Source organism: Bdellovibrio sp. HCB117 (genome assembly GCF_047305915.1).
Lineage (GTDB): Bacteria > Bdellovibrionota > Bdellovibrionia > Bdellovibrionales > Bdellovibrionaceae > Bdellovibrio > Bdellovibrio bacteriovorus_B.
The window spans coordinates 2,498,603-2,519,883 of the sequence record NZ_CP178622.1 but is presented as its reverse complement, the minus strand read 5'-3'; the positions used below and the strand labels follow the sequence as shown (position 1 = coordinate 2,519,883).

At 46.2% G+C, this 21,281-nt stretch carries 23 protein-coding genes; 13 read left to right on the top strand and 10 right to left on the bottom strand.

Features of this window, described 5'->3' with window-relative positions:
- Positions 1-25: 25 nt before the first annotated feature.
- From hutI to ACLWBD_RS11925, 7 genes are all read left to right on the top strand, one after another.
- Positions 26-1,267 (top strand): imidazolonepropionase, encoded by a 1,242-nt coding sequence (hutI, locus tag ACLWBD_RS11955; protein WP_413568331.1) that lies wholly within the window; start codon positions 26-28, stop codon positions 1,265-1,267.
- A 103-nt stretch (positions 1,268-1,370) separates the two neighbouring features.
- The gene (locus ACLWBD_RS11950) at positions 1,371-1,802 is read left to right on the top strand and encodes a hypothetical protein (RefSeq protein ID WP_063204618.1); all 432 of its coding nucleotides are present in this window, start codon (positions 1,371-1,373) and stop codon (positions 1,800-1,802) included.
- A 13-nt stretch (positions 1,803-1,815) separates the two neighbouring features.
- Positions 1,816-2,001, top strand: coding sequence for a hypothetical protein (locus ACLWBD_RS11945; RefSeq protein WP_063204617.1), 186 nt, complete (start codon positions 1,816-1,818; stop codon positions 1,999-2,001).
- Between the two features lie 239 nt (positions 2,002-2,240).
- A complete protein-coding gene (locus tag ACLWBD_RS11940; RefSeq protein WP_413568330.1) occupies positions 2,241-2,864 on the top strand; it encodes a DUF3943 domain-containing protein in 624 nt (207 codons plus the stop codon).
- Complete coding sequence (locus ACLWBD_RS11935) at positions 2,864-3,514, top strand: hypothetical protein (RefSeq protein WP_413568329.1); 651 nt, start codon at positions 2,864-2,866, stop codon at positions 3,512-3,514. Before ACLWBD_RS11940 ends, ACLWBD_RS11935 begins: the two co-directional genes overlap by 1 nt.
- 9 nt (positions 3,515-3,523) lie before the next feature.
- Entirely contained in the window at positions 3,524-4,084 is a 561-nt protein-coding gene (locus ACLWBD_RS11930) for a phosphatase PAP2 family protein (RefSeq protein WP_413568328.1), read from the top strand.
- A 59-nt stretch (positions 4,085-4,143) separates the two neighbouring features.
- Entirely contained in the window at positions 4,144-4,806 is a 663-nt protein-coding gene (locus ACLWBD_RS11925) for a phosphatase PAP2 family protein (RefSeq protein WP_413568327.1), read from the top strand.
- Here the strand turns inward: ACLWBD_RS11925 and ACLWBD_RS11920 are convergent.
- Positions 4,803-5,495 carry a lysophospholipid acyltransferase family protein gene (locus tag ACLWBD_RS11920; RefSeq protein WP_253696301.1) on the bottom strand — a complete coding sequence of 231 codons (693 nt, stop codon included), beginning with the start codon at positions 5,493-5,495 and terminating at the stop codon, positions 4,803-4,805. The genes ACLWBD_RS11925 and ACLWBD_RS11920 overlap by 4 nt on opposite strands.
- Before the next feature lie 112 nt (positions 5,496-5,607).
- Between ACLWBD_RS11920 and glpK the strand changes: the two genes are divergently transcribed.
- From glpK to ACLWBD_RS11905, 3 genes are all read left to right on the top strand, one after another.
- Entirely contained in the window at positions 5,608-7,092 is a 1,485-nt protein-coding gene (glpK, locus tag ACLWBD_RS11915) for a glycerol kinase GlpK (RefSeq protein WP_413568326.1), read from the top strand.
- A complete protein-coding gene (locus ACLWBD_RS11910; protein WP_063204610.1) occupies positions 7,092-7,811 on the top strand; it encodes a flagellar brake protein in 720 nt (239 codons plus the stop codon). Before glpK ends, ACLWBD_RS11910 begins: the two co-directional genes overlap by 1 nt.
- A gap of 83 nt (positions 7,812-7,894) precedes the next feature.
- Positions 7,895-8,608 (top strand): beta-sandwich domain-containing protein, encoded by a 714-nt coding sequence (locus ACLWBD_RS11905; RefSeq protein WP_413568325.1) that lies wholly within the window; start codon positions 7,895-7,897, stop codon positions 8,606-8,608.
- A gap of 52 nt (positions 8,609-8,660) precedes the next feature.
- On the opposite strand, the gene ACLWBD_RS11900 is transcribed toward ACLWBD_RS11905, so the two are convergent.
- Positions 8,661-9,053 carry a Crp/Fnr family transcriptional regulator gene (locus ACLWBD_RS11900; protein ID WP_063204608.1) on the bottom strand — a complete coding sequence of 131 codons (393 nt, stop codon included), beginning with the start codon at positions 9,051-9,053 and terminating at the stop codon, positions 8,661-8,663.
- A 15-nt stretch (positions 9,054-9,068) separates the two neighbouring features.
- Positions 9,069-10,460 carry a DNA repair protein RadA gene (gene radA, locus ACLWBD_RS11895; RefSeq protein ID WP_063204607.1) on the bottom strand — a complete coding sequence of 464 codons (1,392 nt, stop codon included), beginning with the start codon at positions 10,458-10,460 and terminating at the stop codon, positions 9,069-9,071.
- A 46-nt stretch (positions 10,461-10,506) separates the two neighbouring features.
- Between radA and ACLWBD_RS11890 the strand changes: the two genes are divergently transcribed.
- The 3 genes from ACLWBD_RS11890 to ACLWBD_RS11880 all read left to right on the top strand — a co-directional run bounded on the left by ACLWBD_RS11890 (position 10,507) and on the right by ACLWBD_RS11880 (position 14,626).
- On the top strand, positions 10,507-12,876 hold the full coding sequence (locus ACLWBD_RS11890; RefSeq protein ID WP_063204606.1) for a transglycosylase SLT domain-containing protein: 2,370 nt from the start codon (positions 10,507-10,509) through the stop codon (positions 12,874-12,876).
- 83 nt (positions 12,877-12,959) lie between these two features.
- The gene (locus ACLWBD_RS11885) at positions 12,960-13,805 is read left to right on the top strand and encodes an ABC transporter permease (protein ID WP_413568324.1); all 846 of its coding nucleotides are present in this window, start codon (positions 12,960-12,962) and stop codon (positions 13,803-13,805) included.
- Positions 13,802-14,626 (top strand): ABC transporter permease, encoded by an 825-nt coding sequence (locus ACLWBD_RS11880; RefSeq protein WP_413568323.1) that lies wholly within the window; start codon positions 13,802-13,804, stop codon positions 14,624-14,626. The genes ACLWBD_RS11885 and ACLWBD_RS11880 overlap by 4 nt, the downstream gene beginning before the upstream one ends.
- 70 nt (positions 14,627-14,696) lie before the next feature.
- On the opposite strand, the gene ACLWBD_RS11875 is transcribed toward ACLWBD_RS11880, so the two are convergent.
- The 7 genes from ACLWBD_RS11875 to rph form a co-directional block, all read right to left on the bottom strand.
- Positions 14,697-16,157: an amidase gene (locus ACLWBD_RS11875; protein WP_413568322.1), complete on the bottom strand. Its 1,461-nt coding sequence runs from the start codon at positions 16,155-16,157 to the stop codon at positions 14,697-14,699.
- 41 nt (positions 16,158-16,198) lie between these two features.
- Entirely contained in the window at positions 16,199-17,299 is a 1,101-nt protein-coding gene (gene ychF, locus ACLWBD_RS11870; RefSeq protein ID WP_413568321.1) for a redox-regulated ATPase YchF, read from the bottom strand.
- 43 nt (positions 17,300-17,342) lie between these two features.
- Complete coding sequence (gene pth, locus ACLWBD_RS11865) at positions 17,343-17,906, bottom strand: aminoacyl-tRNA hydrolase (protein WP_063243898.1); 564 nt, start codon at positions 17,904-17,906, stop codon at positions 17,343-17,345.
- Positions 17,907-17,978: 72 nt separating this feature from the next.
- A complete protein-coding gene (locus tag ACLWBD_RS11860) occupies positions 17,979-18,626 on the bottom strand; it encodes a 50S ribosomal protein L25 (protein ID WP_063204601.1) in 648 nt (215 codons plus the stop codon).
- A gap of 67 nt (positions 18,627-18,693) precedes the next feature.
- Positions 18,694-19,638, bottom strand: coding sequence for a ribose-phosphate diphosphokinase (locus tag ACLWBD_RS11855; RefSeq protein WP_172795332.1), 945 nt, complete (start codon positions 19,636-19,638; stop codon positions 18,694-18,696).
- A gap of 303 nt (positions 19,639-19,941) precedes the next feature.
- Entirely contained in the window at positions 19,942-20,535 is a 594-nt protein-coding gene (gene rdgB / locus ACLWBD_RS11850) for an RdgB/HAM1 family non-canonical purine NTP pyrophosphatase (protein WP_063204599.1), read from the bottom strand.
- A gap of 1 nt (position 20,536) precedes the next feature.
- Positions 20,537-21,268 (bottom strand): ribonuclease PH, encoded by a 732-nt coding sequence (gene rph, locus ACLWBD_RS11845; RefSeq protein ID WP_063204598.1) that lies wholly within the window; start codon positions 21,266-21,268, stop codon positions 20,537-20,539.
- Positions 21,269-21,281: the final 13 nt, after the last annotated feature.

Sequence of the window (21,281 nt, the reverse complement as noted above, 5' to 3'; positions counted from 1 at the left end):
AGGCGTGCATGTGTTTGAATAAACCATGGGCATTCTTTTAAAAAATATTTCCACACTTCTGACATTGCAAGGGGCTTCCGCAAAAGGCGGGCGTCATGTGCAAGAAGAAGATCTTAGCATCCAAACGAACGCTTCCGTACTGATTGAAAAGGACCGTATTGCTTGGGTGGGGCCGCATAAAAAACTTCCGAAGGAATGGTCCCGAAAAAAGAACTTAAAAGAAATCGACATGAAGGGGCTCACGGTCCTGCCAGGTTTTGTGGAATGTCATACGCATTTGATTTTTGCAGGCGATCGTGCCGCAGAGTTTGAAATGCGCAATCAAGGTGTCAGTTACCAAGAAATCGCTGCGCGCGGTGGAGGCATCTTGTCGACGATGAAGAAGACACGTTCGGCGAAAGTTTCTGAACTTGCGAAAGAGGGGCAGGACAGAGCAAACCATTTCATCTCTCAAGGGGTAACAACGGTGGAAATCAAATCCGGTTATGCTTTGAACTTAAAAGATGAACTGAAAATGCTGGAAGCGGCGAACACGATAAAAAATTTGCGCACAATTTGTACATTTTTAGGAGCGCACGCGCTCCCGCCGGAATTCAAAACCTATGAAGAGTATTTAAATTTCCTTGGCGATAAAGTTTTACCGGTGGTTAAAAAGAAGAAACTCGCTCGTCGCGTAGATGTCTTTATCGAAAAAGGCTTTTTTCCGAAAACGGAATCCGAAGCGTATTTGCGTAAAGCTCAAGAGATGGGGTTTGAAATTCTGATTCACGCCGATCAAATGTCTTTAAGCGGCGGCAGTGATGTGGCTGTCCGCTTAGGGGCTTTGTCAGGTGACCATCTTTTACAAGTCTCGGATAAAGAGATTCAAGCTTTGGCGAAGTCTGAAGTGACTTGTGTCCTTCTGCCCGCAGCCGATCTTTATACAAAAACAAATTATCCACGCGCCCGCGATATGATTGAAGCCGGTGCGCGCGTGGCTTTAGCGACTGATTTTAATCCGGGGACTTCACCCACGCAGGATTTGAATCTTGTGGGGTTGTTAGCACGTCTGGAAATGAAGATGACACTTCCTGAAGTGATTGGAGCGTACACCGTCGGAGCTGCTCATGCTTTGAATCTGCAGCAAGAGGTGGGTTCCATTGAGGTCGGGAAGTCTGCTGATATTTTGTGCATCGAGAAGGACTGGCGAACCCTGTTTTACAGCGTGGGGGATGCGCCGAAGAAAGCGGTTTTTTCGAGAGGAAAGAAGGTTTTTAGTAGTCTTTAAATAATCTGCTGCGTCAGAAAATTTAAGATTCTTAAAATTTCCTTTGAATAAACACGGCATTTCTTCCTAGTCTTGAGCTGTGTCGTGGAGGGGAAGCTACAACATGAGATCGTCATACACCACTTTAATGCAGTCGAAGTATTTTAATCCTGCTTTTAACAGTGCCATCTTTGATGGTCCCGTTCGCATTTACTTTGCTCAGTTTCATGAAGCTCTGGCTTTGAAAATCTATTTCTTGATTCAACAGAAGTTGGGCGCGGAAATGGCGAAGGCCAAAGAAGTTTCTAAAGCTTCAGGAGCAAACATCCTTGTGATGGTTTATCCTACCGTAGATAGTTTTGCTCTTTCCTTCGAAGGCGCCATCGGAAAACCAGGTCCTCTGGAAGTTGAAAAGTGGCACGACGACGTGGTGATTGGACTTCGTGGTCCTATCGAAGACGAAAACCTAGATCTTTTGATAGAGACTTTGCGTCTCACAATGGAAAACTGGCGTCCAGCTGTCACTGCTCCTGCTTTAGCTCTTGCGGAAGTGTGATATCATCTAATTCATGAATAAACGTGGTCAAATCGTGGTGGAGTATGTGCTCCTCCTCACCATCGCCGTCGGACTTTCCGCCTTGCTCGTAAAGCAGTTGGCCAGTCGTAATTCCGAAGAGCCGGGTATTCTTGTCTCAAAATGGCACAACATTCTGAACGTTGTCGCTCAAGACGTTCCTGATAAACGTAAGCAATAGTCTTATAATTTCGTGCATTTCCCACCGCAGTCTTTCAACGGTCTCGATATTTCTTTCTATAGTTCGGCCCCCACTGCTTAATTTTTAAGTAATTGCTTGATTACTTATTTGGGTTGGGTGTAGTCTGCGTTCATATAAGTAAGTAATCACATACATACTTAGAGGTCGAAAATATTAGAGGTTCTAAATAGTTAGTTCGGCCCACGAGTTTGTTTTTCATGTGGTTCGTGGAGCTTTTTATGAACTTCCGAGTTCATGTTCTTAGTCTGTTCGCGGTTCTTTTCAGCGCGTCTTTGGTTTTCGCCAATCCCTCGCAAGATAACACCTCTTCTGGAATTACTTTTCAGCAGAAGGTCCTGGATTTTTCCGCTGTCTATGGTGCGCAGTGGACGGTCTATCTGATCACTCAGAAAGATACGATCACGGATCATGGGTCTTGGGATAACTTCTTCAGTTATCCGCTTCATCCCGAGTTTGATAAAGACAGTTTTGATTTCAATATCTTTAAGCACGCGCTTTCGGGAAATTACTATTATCTTTATTATCGTTATCGCGGCTACGAACAAACAGAGGCGTTTCTGTGGACGTTTCTATCATCACTCGCTTTTGAATTCGCCGTCGAAACTTACACCGAGAAACCCAGCATCCAAGACATCTATCAAACTCCCATCTATGGAACTTTGGTGGGAATGGGATTTGAGCGGTTAAGCACTTACTTCCGCGCCAAAGATTCCGTCGCCTTAAAGTCTTTAGGATACATCTTAAATCCATTCACTTTGCTGCCGAACCATCCTGAAAACATCGCAGCTCTTCCGCAAGTCTCAGATCGGTCTGTCGGCTTGCAGGTTGTTGTGGGGTTTTAATGAAAAAGTGGATCTTTCTTTTCACGATTTTATTTTCTGCTCCCAGCTTCGCTGACGAATTTACTCCGTCATATTGGAGTGAAGGGATTCATCTTCTTGCGGGTGGAGGTTTGAATTCTTCCGTATACATCTCAAAACATGAGCGTGACGATGCGGGCTTGGGACTGAACTTAAAAACCGACTTGCTCTATGTCTTTCATCCTCAGTGGGCGGTGGAGTGGAGTGCGAATGTTAAATTCAATCGGGTGCGCAGTTACCTTGTTTGGGACACATTATTCACTTTAGGTTTAAGAGCGCAGATCCCCGATCTTGAAACCCCTGAATGGGGAACTCCTTATGCACGCCTTTTTATTGGCCGCGCTCCGACAGTGATTTTTTTAAACGGAGACACGCCATCAAATGTCTCGGACCCTTCCGTCAGTCGTATTCACTTAGATGGGCCCGTCGCAGGAATTGGTTGGGGTTTATTAAATAAAACGCAAAAAGGCCAAGTTTGGTTTTCAGAAATTTCCTTCACGATTCAATCTTTAGAGCAAGAAGACGACGTCCGCATGGATGGAGACGTGCCTGTGGTCGTTTCTTCAAGCTCCAGGACGGACAACTCAAACATCTACAGTTTGAGTTGGGCCGTCGGAATTTTGGCATTTTAAGGAGCGCCCATGTTGGAAAAACTAGATCACGCGCTTTTTCACCTGATCAATCTTACGACGGCGAACGAGGCCTTTGATGCTTTCTTCCCGTTGTGGACGGACTTTTTTAAAAGTTCCATTTTTTATTATTTTCTTTTACCTCTTCTTTTGATCGGAATCTTTTATAAAGAAAGATGGAGGGGACTCGGAGTTCTTCTGGGCGCGGGTGTTGTCGCCAGTCTCGCTGATGCTCTATCAGGTTCTTTTCTTAAAGATATCTTTGCAAGACCTCGTCCAATGAATTCGAATTTACTTGAAGAAGTGATCTTGCGTGGTCCCTTGGCCGGGGGATTTTCATTCCCTTCAAGTCATGCGGCGGATGCCGTTGCCGTCGCGGCCTTTGTCAGCTCTTTTTACCCCAGATCGGCATACCTTTTATATCCGCTGGCCATTTTAATGGGGTATTCACGCATTTATTGTGGAGTGCATTTTCCCTCCGACGTGATTGCAGGCTTCGTTCTGGGATTTCTAGTCGGAAAACTTTCATATCGCTTTCTGCGATCTGTTAGCAAAAGAGTCCGAGGTGCCTGATGAAATACCTTCTGTCTTTTTTGATAGTTTTAAGTGGTCCCTTTGCTCACGGGGACGATATGAAAGAGAATCTGAAAACTCTTGAGCCCCGCAATTTCTGGGAGTACGAGCTTAAGCCCACGATCGTGAACTCTTTTGATACCGGTGGGCAGATGATTCTTTTAAGTGGAGCTTTATCCGTCGCGGCAACGAAACAGTATGACCGAACCATTTATCTTCATAATCTGCGCGAAGAAGATAAGTGGATGGATTCCAATGTGGCGGATATTGGTGGTTACCTTGGAAGTGGTGGGCCGGGCATTGCCATTGCCGTCTTACAATTAGCGTTGGATCCGGTGAATGGAGTTGCTCACAGTAAAGCTTTGATGCTCACAGCAGCCACCCACATCACCACGGCCTTTGTTGTCAACCGCGAACGTCCCAGCGGTCGGGATCGACTGTCGTTTCCGTCGGGGCACTCGTCTTCCGCATTTGCGACGGCGACATCGCTGGCTTATGCCTATGGATACAAAGCGGGGATTCCTGCTTATCTGGCAGCGACCTTTATCGGTGTCTCGCGGGTGAATGAAAATATCCATTGGGCCAGTGACGTGGTGGCCGGAGCGGCATTGGGAATTTATTGGGGAAGAGCGGCGGCGCTGAATACCGGGAAAAGTTTTATGACGGTGCTTCCTATATTTGACGGGGAAACAAGAGGTCTTAGTCTCGCGATGGAATTTTAAAGAAATGGATTTCCGCGCTTAGAAAGCTCTTCTTTGATCGCCTCTTGCATTTTTTCTTGAATGTCTTGGGCGATTTCATGCACAAGCTCGGAATCATTTACGGCGCTTGGTTTATAAGGAAGATAGATCGGCTCTAAGAAATGAATGCGCCACTTTGCCGGCAAGGGAACGATATTCAACGGCAATGGAATGACACTGCCTTTTAGGAATTTCGTGAATTTCAATTTCTTTAAATTGATGTGGGTTTCTTCCGCACCTAAAATAATAGCCGGTACGATGGGACACTGGCTTTCTAAAGCCATGCGCACAAAGCCACGTTTAAATTCTTGCAGCTGATAGCGTTCTGAAGTGGGTTTGAAGTTTCCTTGTTCGCCCTCAGGGAAAAGCACAATGGCATTACCTTTTTTGAGTGCGTTCATGCCGTTTTCAAAGGTTGCTTCAGTAAAACCCATTTTTTGTGCGGGGATGGCCGTCGTTTCGGTCAAAAACCAAAAGTGATGAGTCAAAACACGGGGGACGCGGCGAGCTTCTTCTTGAACAATATGCCCCAAAAGAAAAGCATCAAATCCAGTATAACCCGAATGATTAGGGGCAATGATGACCGGCCCTCGGCGAGGAATGTTTTCGGCGCCCGTGATCTCCAGGCGGAAGTATTTGCGTAGGATCTCTAGAAGGAATCTTGGCAGCACGCGAAAAATTAATGTGTCTCGGTCAAGGTTCCGAAGACCAAAAATTTTTTCGTTGGGTTTCTGCAAGAAATTCTTCATGATGTAGTAACGTCCATCTGAATCTGGGGGTAATATGTCTTCTACTTTTATCATGGCGATTGACCAAGGTACAACGAGCTCTCGGACTTGTATTATCAATCAAGCCGGAGGTCTTGTCGCAGAGGCCCGTGAAACTTTCAAACAAATTTTTCCCAAGCCAGGGTGGGTGGAACATGACCCTGAGGACATTTGGTACTCAACACAAAGATCCATGCGTTTGGCTCTAGAAAAAGCGGGTATTAAAGGATCGCAAATTCAAGCCATCGGCATCACCAATCAGCGCGAAACAGTGATGCTGTGGGATGCGAAAACGAAAAAGGCCCTTCACAACGCCATCGTCTGGCAGTGCCGCCGTACACAAGAAATTTGCGAAAGATTAAAAAAAGCTAAAAAAGAAAAAATGATTACGGCCAAAACAGGTTTGGTCCTGGATCCTTATTTTTCAGCGACAAAAATTCAATGGCTTTTTAAGAATGTCCCTAACGTCATGAAAAAAGCCCGTGAAGGACATGTGCTTGCCGGAACTGTTGACACCTTTCTTTTGTGGAAACTCACCAATGGTCAATCTCACAAAACCGATGTCAGCAATGCTTCGCGCACGATGCTGATGAATATTCATACGGGTTGGTGGGATGAAGAGCTTCTAAAACTTTTCAATGTACCGGAATCCATTCTTCCAGAAATCTGTCCTTCCAATGCGGATTTCGGGCGCACTCAAGGTTTGGGCTTCATGCCGGATGGAATTCCTATCACAGGTATTTTAGGGGACCAACAGTCGGCCCTCTTCGGACAAACTTGTTTTGATATTGGTGACTCCAAATGTACTTTCGGTACTGGCAGCTTTTTGTTGCTGAACACCGGAAAAAAGGCAGTGAAGTCGAAGAACAAACTCCTAACAACGATTGCTTGGAAACTGAAAGACGGCGAACTGGTTTACGCGTTGGAAGGTGGCGCCTTTGTTTGTGGAGCCGCTGTTCAATGGCTGCGTGACGGATTGGGATTATTCCAACAGTCATCAGATATCGAAGCTTTGGCCAAAACCGTGGATGACACTCAGGGTGTCGAGTTCGTGCCTGCGTTGACGGGACTCGGGGCGCCTCATTGGAAGCCCGAAGCACGCGGAGTTATCAGTGGTCTGACTCGGGGAACGACAAAGGCTCACGTGGCGCGCGCGACCTTAGAAGCCATGGCTCTTCAGAACGTGGATATCTTAGTAACTATGCAAAAAGATCTGGGTAAAAAAATCCGCAGTGTGCGTGTTGATGGTGGCGCGGCTGCGAATGATCTTTTAATGCAAATGCAGGCGGACTATTGTGGCGTGAATGTAGTGCGCCCGCAAAATCTGGAAACAACCGCACTGGGAGCCGCCTTCATCGCGGGCCTGGGCTGTGGAATGTGGAAAGACTTAGAAGAAATTCGTCGCGTCTGGAAGATCAACAAAGAATTTAAAGTAAAGATGACTCCGGCAAAACGCAAAGAGCGTATGCTCCGCTGGGAAAAGGCTTTGGAGAAAGTTTAATGAATTCGAACAATCCCAATGCCCCGCAAATGATCTTTAAGAAGGTCGCACTTTCGGAAAAGAAAATGCTTTTCCGCGAAGTGGCTCACGACAAAATGCAGGTATCCGTTAAGGGTGCTTCTCAAGAAGATATTTTTCATTTGATCGCGGTGCAGACGGAAAAGGATGAAGCTCTTTTATGCCATCACACGGCGGATTCAAAAGGCATTGCGACCGCGCAAAAGTGCGTGGTGAATTTTGCATTTAAAAGTGAACGTTATTTCTTTCAGACCGAATTGTATTTTGAAGCGGGATGGGCTGTTTTAAAAATTGATACGGATTTATTTCAGCTTCAACGCCGTGCCAACGCGCGCATTGATTTGCCCGATAAGTACGATGCTGTTTTTATTCTGACCAACGCTGGCGGTAAAGCTTACTTTTTAGATTGTCGCGTGAAAGATATCAGTGCGGGCGGAATTAAGATTGAGCTTCCGGCTACGGCCCCCGAAGTTAAAATCGGGGATGTCTTAAAGGGCAATCTCCGTCTGGGAGTGCGCCGCGCGATCGAGTTTGAAGTGGAAGTGCGTTTTGCCCAAAAGAAAGACCCGGTTGGGGCCGCTCCGCCCACGCAAATGGCCGGGCTGCAATTTCTACACGTTGATAATCTTCTTGAAAGCCGTCTTTTAAGCTTGATGATGGATTTGCAACGCGAAATTTTCCTGAAGTACCCCAAAAAATAGCTCTTCGTGATCAGGCTGGTGTCATCTTGTCCGGCACGGATCTTGGAATAAGGGCTCCTTGTCTGATTTAACAAGGAGTTTTTATGAAACCACTTTTAACAAGTCTTTTAGTTTCTGCGGTTCTTTTGCAGGCACCTGCGGCCTTCTCTCAAGACCGTGGTGGCCGTGATAATCATGGGCCCGTTCGTCCTGGACATGACCGTCACGATGACCGTCGTGATAACGATCGTTATGAAAGAGACCGCCGTGATCGCGAAGAAAGAGATCGTCGTGACCGTGAAGAGCGCGACCGTCGTGGGCATAATCCTCCTCGCCGTGATCCAAACCCTCCACCAAGATATCCGGATTACCCAAGACATCCTACGTATCCGTCGCATCCAAATTATCCAACATACCCGAACTATCCAAACTATCCGACGTACCCTACGCCGCCGTCATCTTATGACAACAGCGTGTACTTCAGTGATATCACTCGTCGCAGTGGGGGAGAATGGGTGCGCGTGAACTTCAGCTATCCATCTTACGTAGATCATGTTCGCGCTTATGCTTCATCGGCTTCTATCCTGGTGCATGAAGCGATTCTTCATACTCAAAGCGGTCGTCAGTTGGTGATCCGTAACTTGGCGTCTCAGATGTTGTATCCTGGAAACTCATACACTTCTGAGTACATCACAGCCGGCGAAAGAATCGTAGCTATCGATCTTCGTTTGGAATCTTACGGTAACTACGGTGATGTTCGTTTGACTGTAAGTTCTAGCAATGGAACTCCACAAATCTATGCAGTTCGTTACCCCTAAGCTATTGCATGGATAAAAAGCAAAAAGCCCCAAGTTTTCTTGGGGCTTTTTTTTATTCGTGTTTTTTAAATTGTTCGAGCTCGCGTACTTTTTCGGTCATATTTTGCAAGCGATCCACGAAGGACTTGAGCATGCATTCCGCCCAAGTGGGAAGCTCTTCTAAAAGCTGTTTGAATCCGTCTTCAGAAACTTTCACCAACACCACATCCGTGACGGCTTGAGCAGAAGCACTTCTTGGCATTTTAGAAATCAGCGCGAATTCACCGAAAGATTCGCCATCGACAATATCGACGATAGGAATTCTTTTTCCCATCTGATCTTTAGTGAAAATATTCACGACTCCGGTTTCCACGATGTAGAAGTGATTTTCGATGTCACCTTCAAAGAAGATGAAATCGCCGGGCTTATAGGTTTCTTTTTGAATGGCGCTGAGTGCGTCTGTCATAGTTGCTAAACCTCTTTAGATCAGTTTACTCAAATCTTGCACGTTTCGTATAAAAGAAATTTTCTTATCTTTGGATAATTTTAAGTCCGCAAGGTGGCGCTTGTTCGAATAAGGAATGACGAAATGCTGGAATCCCAGTTTATCGCCTTCTTTAATACGATTTTCCACGAATGAAACTCCGCGCACTTCGCCGGTCAATCCGATTTCGCCAAAGAAACAAGTTTTGGAATCTAGATCACGTCGCCCTTCGGTTGAAAGAATGGCGGCCGCGACAGCAAGGTCAGCCGCAGGTTCAATCAGTTTAAGCCCTCCAACAACATTGATGAAAATATCGTTATGGCCTAAGCGAATATCCAAGTGGCGATCTAAAACGGCGGTCAATAAATGCAGACGGTTCACGTCAATACCCAAAGCCGTGCGACGAGGCATCGCCATGGGACTTGATAAAGTCAATGCTTGCACTTCACACAGTAAAGGACGCGTGCCTTCCATCGAAGCAAAGACCGCCGAGCCAATAAGTTGGTTTCCACGCTCTTCTAAGAAAAGTTCTGAAGGGTTCGAGACTTCTTCCAAACCTTTTTGATTCATTTGAAAAACGCCTAGCTCTTGAGCCGCACCAAAACGATTTTTCAGGGCGCGCAAAAGACGGAAGTTGTAAGAGGCATCTCCATCAAATGAAAGAACACAGTCCACCATATGCTCAAGCACTTTAGGACCTGCGATATTTCCATCTTTCGTGACGTGACCAATGAGGATCACCGTGATGTTATCTTGCTTTGCTAGGCCCATCAGGTGACCCGCACACTCACGGACCTGTGATACTGATCCCGGCGCTGCTTGCAGATCCGGCAAATACATTGTTTGAATAGAGTCGACGACAAGCACATCGGGCTTTTTGTGGCGTGCAAGTTCCATGATGCTATGAAGATTGCTCTCGCAACCGATTTCGATCAGTGGGGAGCGAATGCCTAAACGATGAGCACGTGAGCCGGTTTGCGATACACTTTCTTCGCCGGAAATATAAAGAATCTTATGCTTGTTCTTCGCAAGGCCGCCCGCCATTTGTAAAAGCAAAGTCGACTTTCCGATGCCGGGAGAGCCGCCCAGCAGCACAAAACTTCCGCGCGCAAGTCCGCCACCCAAAACGCGGTTGAGCTCTTCATACCCTGTATCAAAACGATCCAATTTGACTTCTTCAAGGCTTTGGTCTAGTGAAATCGGCTTCGCTGCCGGAGAGCCTTTTTCAGAGGTTCCCGTAGACCAACCTCTGGTTTTCACCTCTGGAAGCTGCAATTCTTCGACGTAGGAGTTCCACGCGCCGCAGTCCGAGCATTTTCCTTCCCACCTTGGTCGTTGGGCTCCACAATTTTGACAGGTATAAATACTTTTCGCCTTCGATTTTGCCATAGTTATTCGGTATCATTATTGGATGAGAGATACAAGGACTGTACATATGAAGATTGCACATGCGTGCTTAGCCGTTTCTTTGTTTGTGGGCTCCATGGCCGGAGCACAAACCCCAAAATCCGATTTAGACTCTTTTAAAAAGGCGCTGGAGCAGTTCCGCTCTTCGAAATACGAAGAAGCTATCACTGGCTTTGAAGCTATTTTAAAAGAAAAAACCACTCTAGAAGAATACGCGCGCTTTTATTTGGCGCAGTCGTTCATGAAATCCAGCAAACTGGATCAAGCGGAAGTGGAGCTTAAAAAAGTTCTCGATCTTTCGCCGAATGTGAAAATGTCCATCGAAGCTTCAAATCTTCTGGGACAAGTCGCACTTGAGAAGAAGAATTTTAAGCTGGCGAGCAATTATTTCGTCAAACTTGAAAAAAGAACCCGTAACACGGAAGACTATCCGGACGTGATCTATAATTTGGCCGTGGCCGAAAAAGGTCTGACTCGTCATGGTCAAATGTGTAAGTGGCTGGTTAAACTTTACGAGCGCTATCCGGCGTATCCCAAAGTTCAGGATTGGAGCGTAGATCTTTCCAAGAATGAATTTGAAGGAAAACCTACGGACTGTAATGTGACGACGGAAGATTTCCGCACGCGCGTTCGTTATCTGTTATGGGCCGGTCTTGATCAAAAGGCTCAAGGCGAAATCAATATCATGAAAGAAAAGTTGGCAAAGACAGATAAGTATCTTGCCGACAAGCTTCAGGCTCAATTCTTCCTTCAAGAAGGGGAAGTGAATAAGGCCGTTGATATTTTAAAACCGTACTATGAAGCGAATAAAAGAAACTTCGACTATTTAATTCTTTTTGCTTCGGCGGCAGCTAGAGCCGGTGAAGTTCAATTGGCGGTAGGGTCTTATTACTCAGCTTATAAATTAAGCCCTCGTTCTAAAACAGGTCGTCAGGCACTTTATCAGTCGGCGTTCCTCAGCTACCAGTTTCAAGACTACGATGGAGCGGCTCGACGCTTCCAAGAGTTCATGAAAGTGTATCCGAAATCAGGTCTGAATAAAGATGCTCAGTGGCACCTGGCCTGGTTGCAATATCTAAAAGGCGACTATCAAGGTTCTTATAAAGCGTTTTCTCGTTTGAATGAATTGAAACGCAGAAATAAAAGAGCCTGGAAATCATTGCCACAAGATCGTCTGGAATACTGGATGGCGATGAGTCTTTTCCGCCAAGGTAAAGTCGATCAAGCGAAAAACATGATGGAAGATTTGGCGAACGATCCGTTGATGGGCTATTACTCGATCACGGCGCAAGCCCGTCTTAAGAAAATGGCTGAAATTAAAACGCCGAAGTTAGCGGCCTCACCTCTGCCAACACAACCGCGCGTGATCTCTCGATTCTCTGCCGGTGAATTCTTGATGCCAACCAATCAAGAAGAGTATCGCGGGGATGAAACAGAGTCTGAAGAAACATTGGTTCTGACTCAGTATTCTGCTGATGATGAAAAGAGTGAAGACGAAGAGGCAGATGCGGTTGATAACCCGGATCTTAAATCCGTGGAAGTCGTGACGGATGAGGCTCTTCCTGATGTCGGTGGCGAAAAGGTGACGACATTCTCAAATCCAGTTTTGATGAAGCGCTTTGAGCGCGCGCGTGACATGATGATCTTGGGTGAGTACGAATGGGCTCGCTGGGACCTTTATGACATTGAAAGAAAAACGTCCAACCGTGAATATCTACGTACTTTAATGGGCGAGTACAATACGGCGGGGCACTTCAATCGCTCGTCCTATATTGCGCAAATCAACTTCAGCGGCCAAAGAGCGGCTCACGGCCTTGAAGGTATTCGCTATCTTTGGGAGTTCGCTTATCCTCGCGCCTACGGTGAGTATGTTGAAAAGTACACCAAGAAGTTCACAGTACCTGAAGAGCTTGTTTGGGGTATCATGCGTGCAGAAACAAACTACCGTCGCGATGCGATTTCTCCTGTGGGAGCTTTGGGCTTAATGCAAGTGATGCCATTCACTGGTCATAAAGTGGCTGTTCTTTTGGGTGAAAAAGAATTTAAGGCGCCTTTGTTATTGCAACCAGAAACTTCGGTGAAAGTCGGTTCTCGTTACTTGAAGCGCTTAATGGATCGTTTTGAAAATGCAATTCCGTTGGTGGCGGCCGGTTACAATGCAGGACCTCACCGTGTGAAGAATTGGTTGGCAAGCTTTGGTAACTTAGAAACAGATGAATTCATCGAACACATTCCGTTTTTAGAAACGCGTAACTACGTGAAGCGCGTGGTTTCAAATGCTTATATTTACTCTAACTTGTACGGCAACAAAAAAGATCTTTTCCCTTACATGGCGGGTTCAGTGCCAGCAAAACACATGGCCGATCTTGCAGGAAAAGAAAATTGGGATGACATTTGAGCGGAAACGTTTTTCGGTTCGTTTGTAAAAAAATATTCGAAATTATAGCGTCGCTAGCAGTCCTAGCGGCGCTAACGTTTTTTTTGCTTAAGGCACTTCCTGGCGGCCCCTTTGATGAAGAGACGGCCCTCAATCCTCTCGTAAAAGAAAAACTTCAAGAGCACTGGAAAGTCGATCAATCTTGGGTCGGGCAGGCGACGTCTTATCTTACTTCTTTAGTTCAAGGTGATTTGGGCGTGTCTATGACTCGACCTGAGCGCACGGTGACCGAGATTATCTTTCAAGGTGTTGCCAATACTTTGACCTTAAACGCCTTGGCTTTGCTTTTTATTTTAATCGGCGCCTTTGTGATTTCGTTGGTCGCGGTTCGTTTCAAAGACACCTGGGTTGAACATCTGATCGATCAAACGGTGATCGCGTTTCTTTCTTTACCCAGTCTTTTCTGGGGGCCTTTGTTAATTTATTTCTTTGGATTTTACTGGAATGTTTTCCCTGTGGCCTTTTTGACGGGGCCTTCTCACTACGTGTTGCCGCTTTTGACATTGTGTCTTCGTCCGTTAGCGGTGCTAATTCGTCTTTTGAAAAATTCTTTAAATGAAAACTTACAACAAGATTACGTACGAACCGCGCGCGCTAAAGGTGTGAAGGTTTGGAATATTCTTTTTCACCACGTCCTTAAGAATTCTTTGATTCCTTTTTTAAGCTATGTCGGACCTTTGATCGTTTCTCTTCTTTCAGGTTCTTTCTTAGTGGAAGTTCTTTTTGCCGTTCCCGGATTGGGAACAGAGTTTATATCTGCGCTAAATGACCGCGACTACACGCTTATCGTGGGTCTGACATTGTTCTATGGTGCTTTGTTAGTTTTAGTAAATTCATTCATCGATGTTCTGATTAAAATAGCCGATCCGCGATTAAGGGAGGAAGCATGAAAAAGCTTCTTCTGATTTTCGCGGTGAGTTTTCTTTCAGTACTCGCTGTGCTGACGATTTTTTATCCGTGGCTGGGATTCGGCACTGGTTTAGAACAAAACGTCGATAATATTTTATTGCCAGCAGGGAAGAGTCATCTTTTTGGCACAGACACCCTAGGCCGCGAGCTTCTTTCTCGCGTTCTTTTAGGCGGAAGAATTTCTCTTTTAGTAGGACTCTTGTGTTCTTTATTATCCTTTATTTTCGGATTTATTTATGGTGCCATCGCCGGATGGTTTGAAGGCGTTACTGATCGAGTGCTGATGCGCTTTTTAGATATTCTAATGGCGATCCCAAGCTTCATCCTAGTTTCGATTTTGTGCATGAGCTTGCAGGTGATTCTGCCCTTTGAAGACATATTTCTAAAATCGTTAGCAACATTATGTCTGGGTATTTCCGCCACTCACTGGATGAGCTTAGCCCGTGTCACACGCGGGATGGTTCTAGAGATAAAAAGAAAACCCTTCGTTGAAGCCGCGATGGCCTTAGGCGGAACAAGAACACACATTCTTTTGCGCCACGTTCTTCCAAACATGTTAGGAACTTTGTTAATCCTAGTAGCGCTGCAAATCCCCACAAACATCTTATACGAAAGTTTCATGAGCTTTATCGGTTTAGGAATTCACCCACCCTATACAAGCTGGGGTATTCTTGTACGCGAAGGCTGGAAAACCCTCTCAAGCTTTCCACACCTCATTCTGTATCCATCATTGATTTTATTTTTAACAGTCTGGAGTTTCCACATCATCCTAGATGCCCTAAAATCTAAGTTCCGTCTTTAAGGTGCCTGCTTCTTTTTTGGGTCTACGCTGCATCAATTGATGCGCTGTAGACCCAAAAAAGAAGCAGGCACTATTTCGGGGGTTGCCAGCCGCCGAAGGTGGCTTCGATGAACTCGGCGCAGGAAAGGGTGAGATGATCTTTCATGTGACCTGCGACAATTTGGATTCCTAGAGGAAGACCTTCGGAGTTGAGGCCTGTCGGTGTTACTGTTGCCGGATGGCCAGTGGTAACAAAGATCGCTGTATAGATAAAATCAAACGGCGACCATAAAGGTGCTCTGTGTTTTGGTGCGACTCTGGGGTGTGGAGGGAGAAGAAGAAGTCCTTCTTCACCTAACATCTCATCAAGTTCAGCTTTCATTTTTGCTAAAGCCTGCATGTCTTCGGCGAAGTCTTCGCCTCCGATATTCAGTTTTTCGCCTAAGGAAACGAGCAGATTTGGGAAAGTGTAATCGCCACGACCCAAAGCTACTTTCAGAAGTTCTTTACCGATAGAGAAATCTTTTTCAGGTCCCATCAGTGTTTCGTAAAGATGGCGGTTCTTTGAACTCTTCAATGCCGAAAACCAAAGGCTTGTCGCATGCACGAAGAATCGTGGATCGAGTTCTTGAACGTCAGCTCCTAATTCAGAAAATAACTTTCCGCAGTTGCGAACCACTTGCGCAAGTTCATAATCTGTCGAACGTGTGCGATGGAAAATAGGCTCAGGGCAGATTAAAATTTTTCTTCCAGCCCATTCTTGAGTTCGCTCTTCCAGGACGGGCTTTTCCATCGTGTGAGGATCAAGTCCATCGGCACCCATCATCACTTTTAACATCGGGTAAAGATCCGAAGCCTTACGACTCATTGGACCCATGGAGGTGTAAGGATACTTTTCTTCGCTCAGACCCAAAAGCTCTTCGCGCTCAAAAGGGAAGTGTCCCGTCAAAGGAACAAGCTTGCGTGAAGGTTTGTGACCAGAGACTCCACAGAAGAAAGCCGGCATACGAATGCTGCCGCCGATATCACTGCCAAGTCCCATTGGCGATGCGCCAGCTCCTAAAAGAGCGCCTTCGCCGCCACTGCTGCCCCCACAAGTGCGAGTGACATCGTAAGGATTGTTCGTGCGACCATAAACTGGATTGAAAGTTTCAAACCAAAATCCCAGCTCCGGAACGTTCGTTGAACCCATTGGGATCGCGCCTGCATTTTTCATTCTTTCAACGACGGTTGCATCCCAATCAAGGATGAGTTCTTTTTTATGAATGCTGCCACCGGTGCGCTTCATGCCTTTATAGGCAAACATCTCTTTCACAGTGAAAGGCACTCCGAAAAAGACGGGAAGGTTGGTGTTGTCCTTAGCCACGCGTTCGTCTTGCTCTTTAGCAAGCTTGCGAGCGCGCTCAAAATCTTTTTCAACCATGGCATTGAGTGACGGATTCACCGCTTCGATGCGCGCAATGTGCGCTTCTAAAACTTCAGATGGAGTCACTTCACGACGAGCGACTTTTGCGGCAATTTCGGTAGCAGAAAGTTTCAGCAGTTCATTCATAAACTAAAAAGGGGCCTTGTGGGCCCCTCTCCTAAAAGATGTTAAACGTTGAAGCGGAAGAATAAGATGTCGCCGTCTTTGACGACGTACTCTTTACCTTCAAGGCGGTATTTGCCAGCCTCTTTAACAGCTTGTTCTGATTTGTAAGAGAACAAGTCTTCACAGTGATAAGTTTCAGCACGGATAAAACCTTTTTCGAAATCCGTATGGATCACACCCGCTGCTTGAGGAGCTTTCGTTCCCGCGCGGATCGTCCAAGCACGCACTTCTTTTTCACCCGCAGTGAAGTAAGTTTGCAGACCCAATAAAGCATAAGCTTCACGGATCAAGCGGTTCAAACCTGGCTCTTCCGCGTTCATAGCTTCAAGGAAGTCTTTACGCTCTTCCGGTGGAAGAAGCGCAATTTCTGCTTCCATCGCAGAACAGATAAGAATTGTTTTATTGTTTTCTTCAGACGCGCGCGCAATCACGGATTTTGTCCAGTCATTGCCGCCAGCTGCGAAATCTGTGTCAGATACATTCATCGCATAAAGAACAGGTTTTGCTGTTAGCAAATGCATCTCACGAAGAATCGGAGCTTCCAATTCATCGACAGTTACCGAACGAGCAGGAAGGCCTTTACCCAAAGCCTCTTTCACGCGTTTAGCAACTTCCACTTCTTTGATAAGCTTTTTATCTGTCGAGTTCTTCGCTTGTTTTTCAGTACGTTGAAGACGTTTTTCAACAGAGTCCAGGTCAGCAAGCAAAAGCTCGGTGTTGATGATTTCGATGTCACGAAGTGGATCTACGGATCCTGCCACGTGCACGATATTTGGATCGTCAAAACAACGAACCACGTGAACAATCGCATCAGTCTGACGGATATGTGAAAGGAACTGATTACCTAAACCTTCACCTTGTGAAGCTCCTTTAACGATACCCGCGATATCCACGAATTCCATCGTTGTCGGAATCACTTTTTGAGGTTTGATGAAGCCCGTGATTTTATCCATGCGAGGATCTGGAACTGTCACCACACCCACGTTTGGATCGATTGTACAGAAAGGGTAGTTCGCTGCTTCTGCTTTTGCTGAAGTCAACGCATTGAAAAGCGTACTTTTACCCACGTTGGGCAAACCAACGATACCAACCTGTAAAGCCATGAAAACCTCATTTTTCGAGAGTCAAAAATCAACTGACTCTAGCTTAACCGTTGAATTTTGTCGAAGCTTTTTGAACTCCATCAAGGATAATGCTCTCAATCGCGTCTATACCGCGATTGAGGAAATCAGGAAGTTTGTCGAATTCGTCTTTTGAGAACTTCCCTAGCACATGGTCAGGGACCGGGATGTGCGGGTTTTCCGGGCGTCCCACGCCCATTTTCAGACGAACGTAATCGGCAGATCCCAATAAACCTGAGACACTTTTAATGCCGTTGTGACCGCCATGCCCGCGATTTTTATGAATGCGAATGGCGTTGAAAGGAATATCGATTTCATCGTGAATCACAATCAAGTGATCAAGAGGGATTTTATAAAAGCCCATCAAAGGTTGAACCGACTCACCAGAAAGATTCATATAAGTTTGAGGTTTGCAGAAAAGAAGCTGATGTTCCTTCCACTTCACTTGCGCTACTTCGGCTTTGAATTGATTCTTAATCGGAGGATTGCCCAGGCCTTGCATGAAATAATCAACGGCCATAAAGCCGATGTTATGACGAGTGAGTTTGTATTCTCCGCCAGGGTTACCAAGACCAACAATCAACCACATAGTTCTTCCTCAAATAAAAAAGGCAGCTCGATGAGAGCTGCCTTTGAAAATGCATACTTGACCTGAAGCGAATTATTTTTTCGCAGCAGGAGCTTTTGCAGCAGCTGGTGCCGCAGCAGCAGGAGCAGCCGCAGGAGCTGCAGCTGGAGTCGCAGCAACTTCTTCTTCTTGAGCGTTAACAACCGCGATAGTTTGTTCTGCACCAGTGATAACTTTAACAGAACCAGAAACTTGCAAGTCAGAAACGTGAAGAGCGTCGCCTACGCCCAAGTTAGAGATATCAGCAGTGATGAACTCTGGGATGTCTGTAGGCAATACTTCAACCTCAACAGAACGAAGAACAACGTTCAACAAACCGCCTTCAGAAAGACCCAAAGGTCTGCCTTCAAGACGAACTTCAACGTTAACGCGAACCGCTTTCTTAAGATCCAAAGCGAAGAAGTCTACGTGTTGAGGACGGCGAGAAAGTGGGTGAACGTCTACTGATTTAACAAGTACAACGATACCGTTTGCTTTTTTGTCTTCAGATTTCAAAGTGAAAAGAGCATTCTCGTAAGCACGAGTGTTGTATTTCACGATTTCTTTTTCACCAACGGATACGTTGATAGGCTCTACAGCTCCGTAGATAACTGCAGGTACGTTACGAGAGTTGCGAAGTGCGCGGCTGTTGTGTTTACCAGTTTCGCGAGTTCCAACAGATAGTTCGATTCTGTTTTTCATTTTATCTTCCTTCTAGTCCAATAGAGGATGTTAATAATAAGCTCCCTTGGCAGAGAGCGGTTTAAATTTAGTCAAACAAAGAACTGACAGAATCGTTTCCGTGAATTCTCTTAATCGCTTCAGCCAAAACCGGCGACACAGAAACCACTTCAATTTTTCCACAGTTTTTCGCCGCTTCAGATAGCGGGATCGTGTCAGTGACCCATACTTTTTCGATAGGGCTTTCTTTCAAACGATTGATCGCAGGACCCGATAAAACGGGATGTGTAGCAACGGCGAACACACGTTTTGCCCCATTTTTCAGAAGGCTGTCAACTGCTTGTGTAAGAGTTCCAGCCGTATCAATCATATCGTCAACGATAACAGCGGTTTTACCCGTAACATCCCCGATCAGGTGCAGGGCTTTGGCCTCATTTGGGCCAGAACGTCGCTTATCGATAATCGCCATTGAGGACTCGATGCGTTTAGCAAAGGCGCGGGTTCTTTCAACCCCACCAGCGTCTGGACTCACCGCGACAAACTCAGTGCCTTGGCCATAGGCCTCACGCCAAGCGCGAGCCAAAGTCGGAATTGCGAATAAGTGGTCCACAGGAACGTTAAAGAAGCCTTGAATCTGAGCGGCATGCAAATCCACGGAAACCACACGGTCGGCACCCGCCGTCGTGATCAAGTCGGCCATAAGTTTTGCCGAAATCGGTGCGCGCGGAGCGACCTTACGATCTTGGCGGGCATACCCGTAATACGGGATGACGGCTGTGATGGAGGCAGCGGAGGCTCGGCGTAAAGCATCGAGCATCACAAAAAGCTCCATGTAATTCTGATTCACGGGAGGGCAGGTACTTTGAACAACGAATACATGTTGTCCCCGTACGCTTTCGTGAATTTCGACTTGGATTTCCCCATCGGCAAAGGTGCTGACTTCACAGTAACCGAGCTCTACTCCAGCAGCTTCGGCCACCTTTTTAGCCAGGGTCGGATTGGCATTGGCGGTAAAGATTTTTAGGCCCTTCATCACTCGTAGTCTCCTGAGTGTTAAATGGTTTTCAGAACGGTAACAAAGGGGAGGGGGCTTGTCCACTTTTTCGCAGAAGGTAAAAGGATTTTCCCTCTGAAAACGCGTTTAATAATGCTGATAAAAACGGCATTAACTTTTAACGAGGGCAAGATGGAAAAAATTACGAAGTGGGGAGGGCTCTAAGGTAAAAATTGAAGTTAAAGAGGTCCCACTTCAAGAGGGAAACAGCCCGGCAACCGTCACGAGGGGTTTGCTTCCACCGTGGAAGTAAACCTTTGAAGGAGCCAAGGGCGCGTAGAACTACATTTTTTGAAGGCGCTCTAAGAACGCTTTCACAGCTTGCGAACGGTGAGAGTGTTGGCTCTTATAACCAGCTCCCAATTCCGCCAAAGTCTGAGTTTGTCCTTCAGGGATGAACACCGGATCATAGCCAAAGCCATGAAGGCCGGCGGGTTTTGGAGCAATCGTGCCCTTCATCTCGCCCGTGAAAACCCATTCTTCTCCAGTGGGCGTGTAAACCACCGTCGAACACACAAACTTCGCGTTCTTGTTCGGCATTGGTTTTAATGTGATCATCTTTAAAAGCTTCGCCACGTTTTCGCTGTCCGAAGCTTTAGGGCCCGCGTATCTTGCGGAGTGAATTCCTGGAAGACCGTTAAGACCTTCAACAACAAGGCCCGAGTCTTCACCTAAAACCCACACATTGTTTTTCACCGCGCGCAAAGTTTTGGCTTTGATACGAGCATTGTCTTCGAAAGTTTTTCCATCTTCAGGACGGGGAGTGAAAGACGGAATATCGCTTTGTGAGAAAATTTTTAGTTCCGCGATTTCGCGCAAAAGCTGCTTATATTCAGTCAGCTTGCCTTTGTTCCCAGTGGCAATCCAAAGTTCCATCTTATCTTCCCGCCAAACGATAGATTTCATTTACAACAGAAGCCTGGTGAATGAAAAGTTCACGGCAGCCTTTTTCTGCGACATCCATCATCGTGAAAAGTTGTTCACGAGAAAACGGCGTGTGTTCGGCAGTGCCTTGCACTTCCACGAAATGACCTTTATCGGTCATCACGAAGTTCATGTCTGTTCCGATCGCAGAATCTTCGTCGTAGTTTAGATCTAAAAGAACATTGTTATTATGAAGACCGACGCTGATCGCAGAAACATAGTTGATCAAAGGGAAGGCTTTGATTTCGCTGACATCAACAAGTTTTTTACATGCTAATGCCAAGGCAACAAAGCCGCCCGTCACAGAAGCCGTGCGAGTTCCGCCGTCAGCATTAAGAACATCACAGTCGACGATGATTTGTTTTTCACCAAGAAGTTTTAAATCCACTGCCGCGCGAAGAGAGCGACCAATCAAGCGTGAGATCTCTTGCGTGCGTCCACCGGTCATTGATTTTTCACGTTTGATGCGTGTGTGAGTCGAGCGAGGAAGCATGCCGTATTCCGCCGTCACCCAGCCTGCACCTGTTCCCATCAACCATTGTGGCGCTTTGGATTCGTAAGTGGCTGTGCAAAGAACTTTGGTTTTACCAAACTCAACGATGCAAGAGCCTTCGGCATATTCAGAAACGTGAGGAGTGATTTTTACTTGTCTTAATTGATCAAAAAGACGGCCGTCGGCGCGCATGAATAACCTCCAG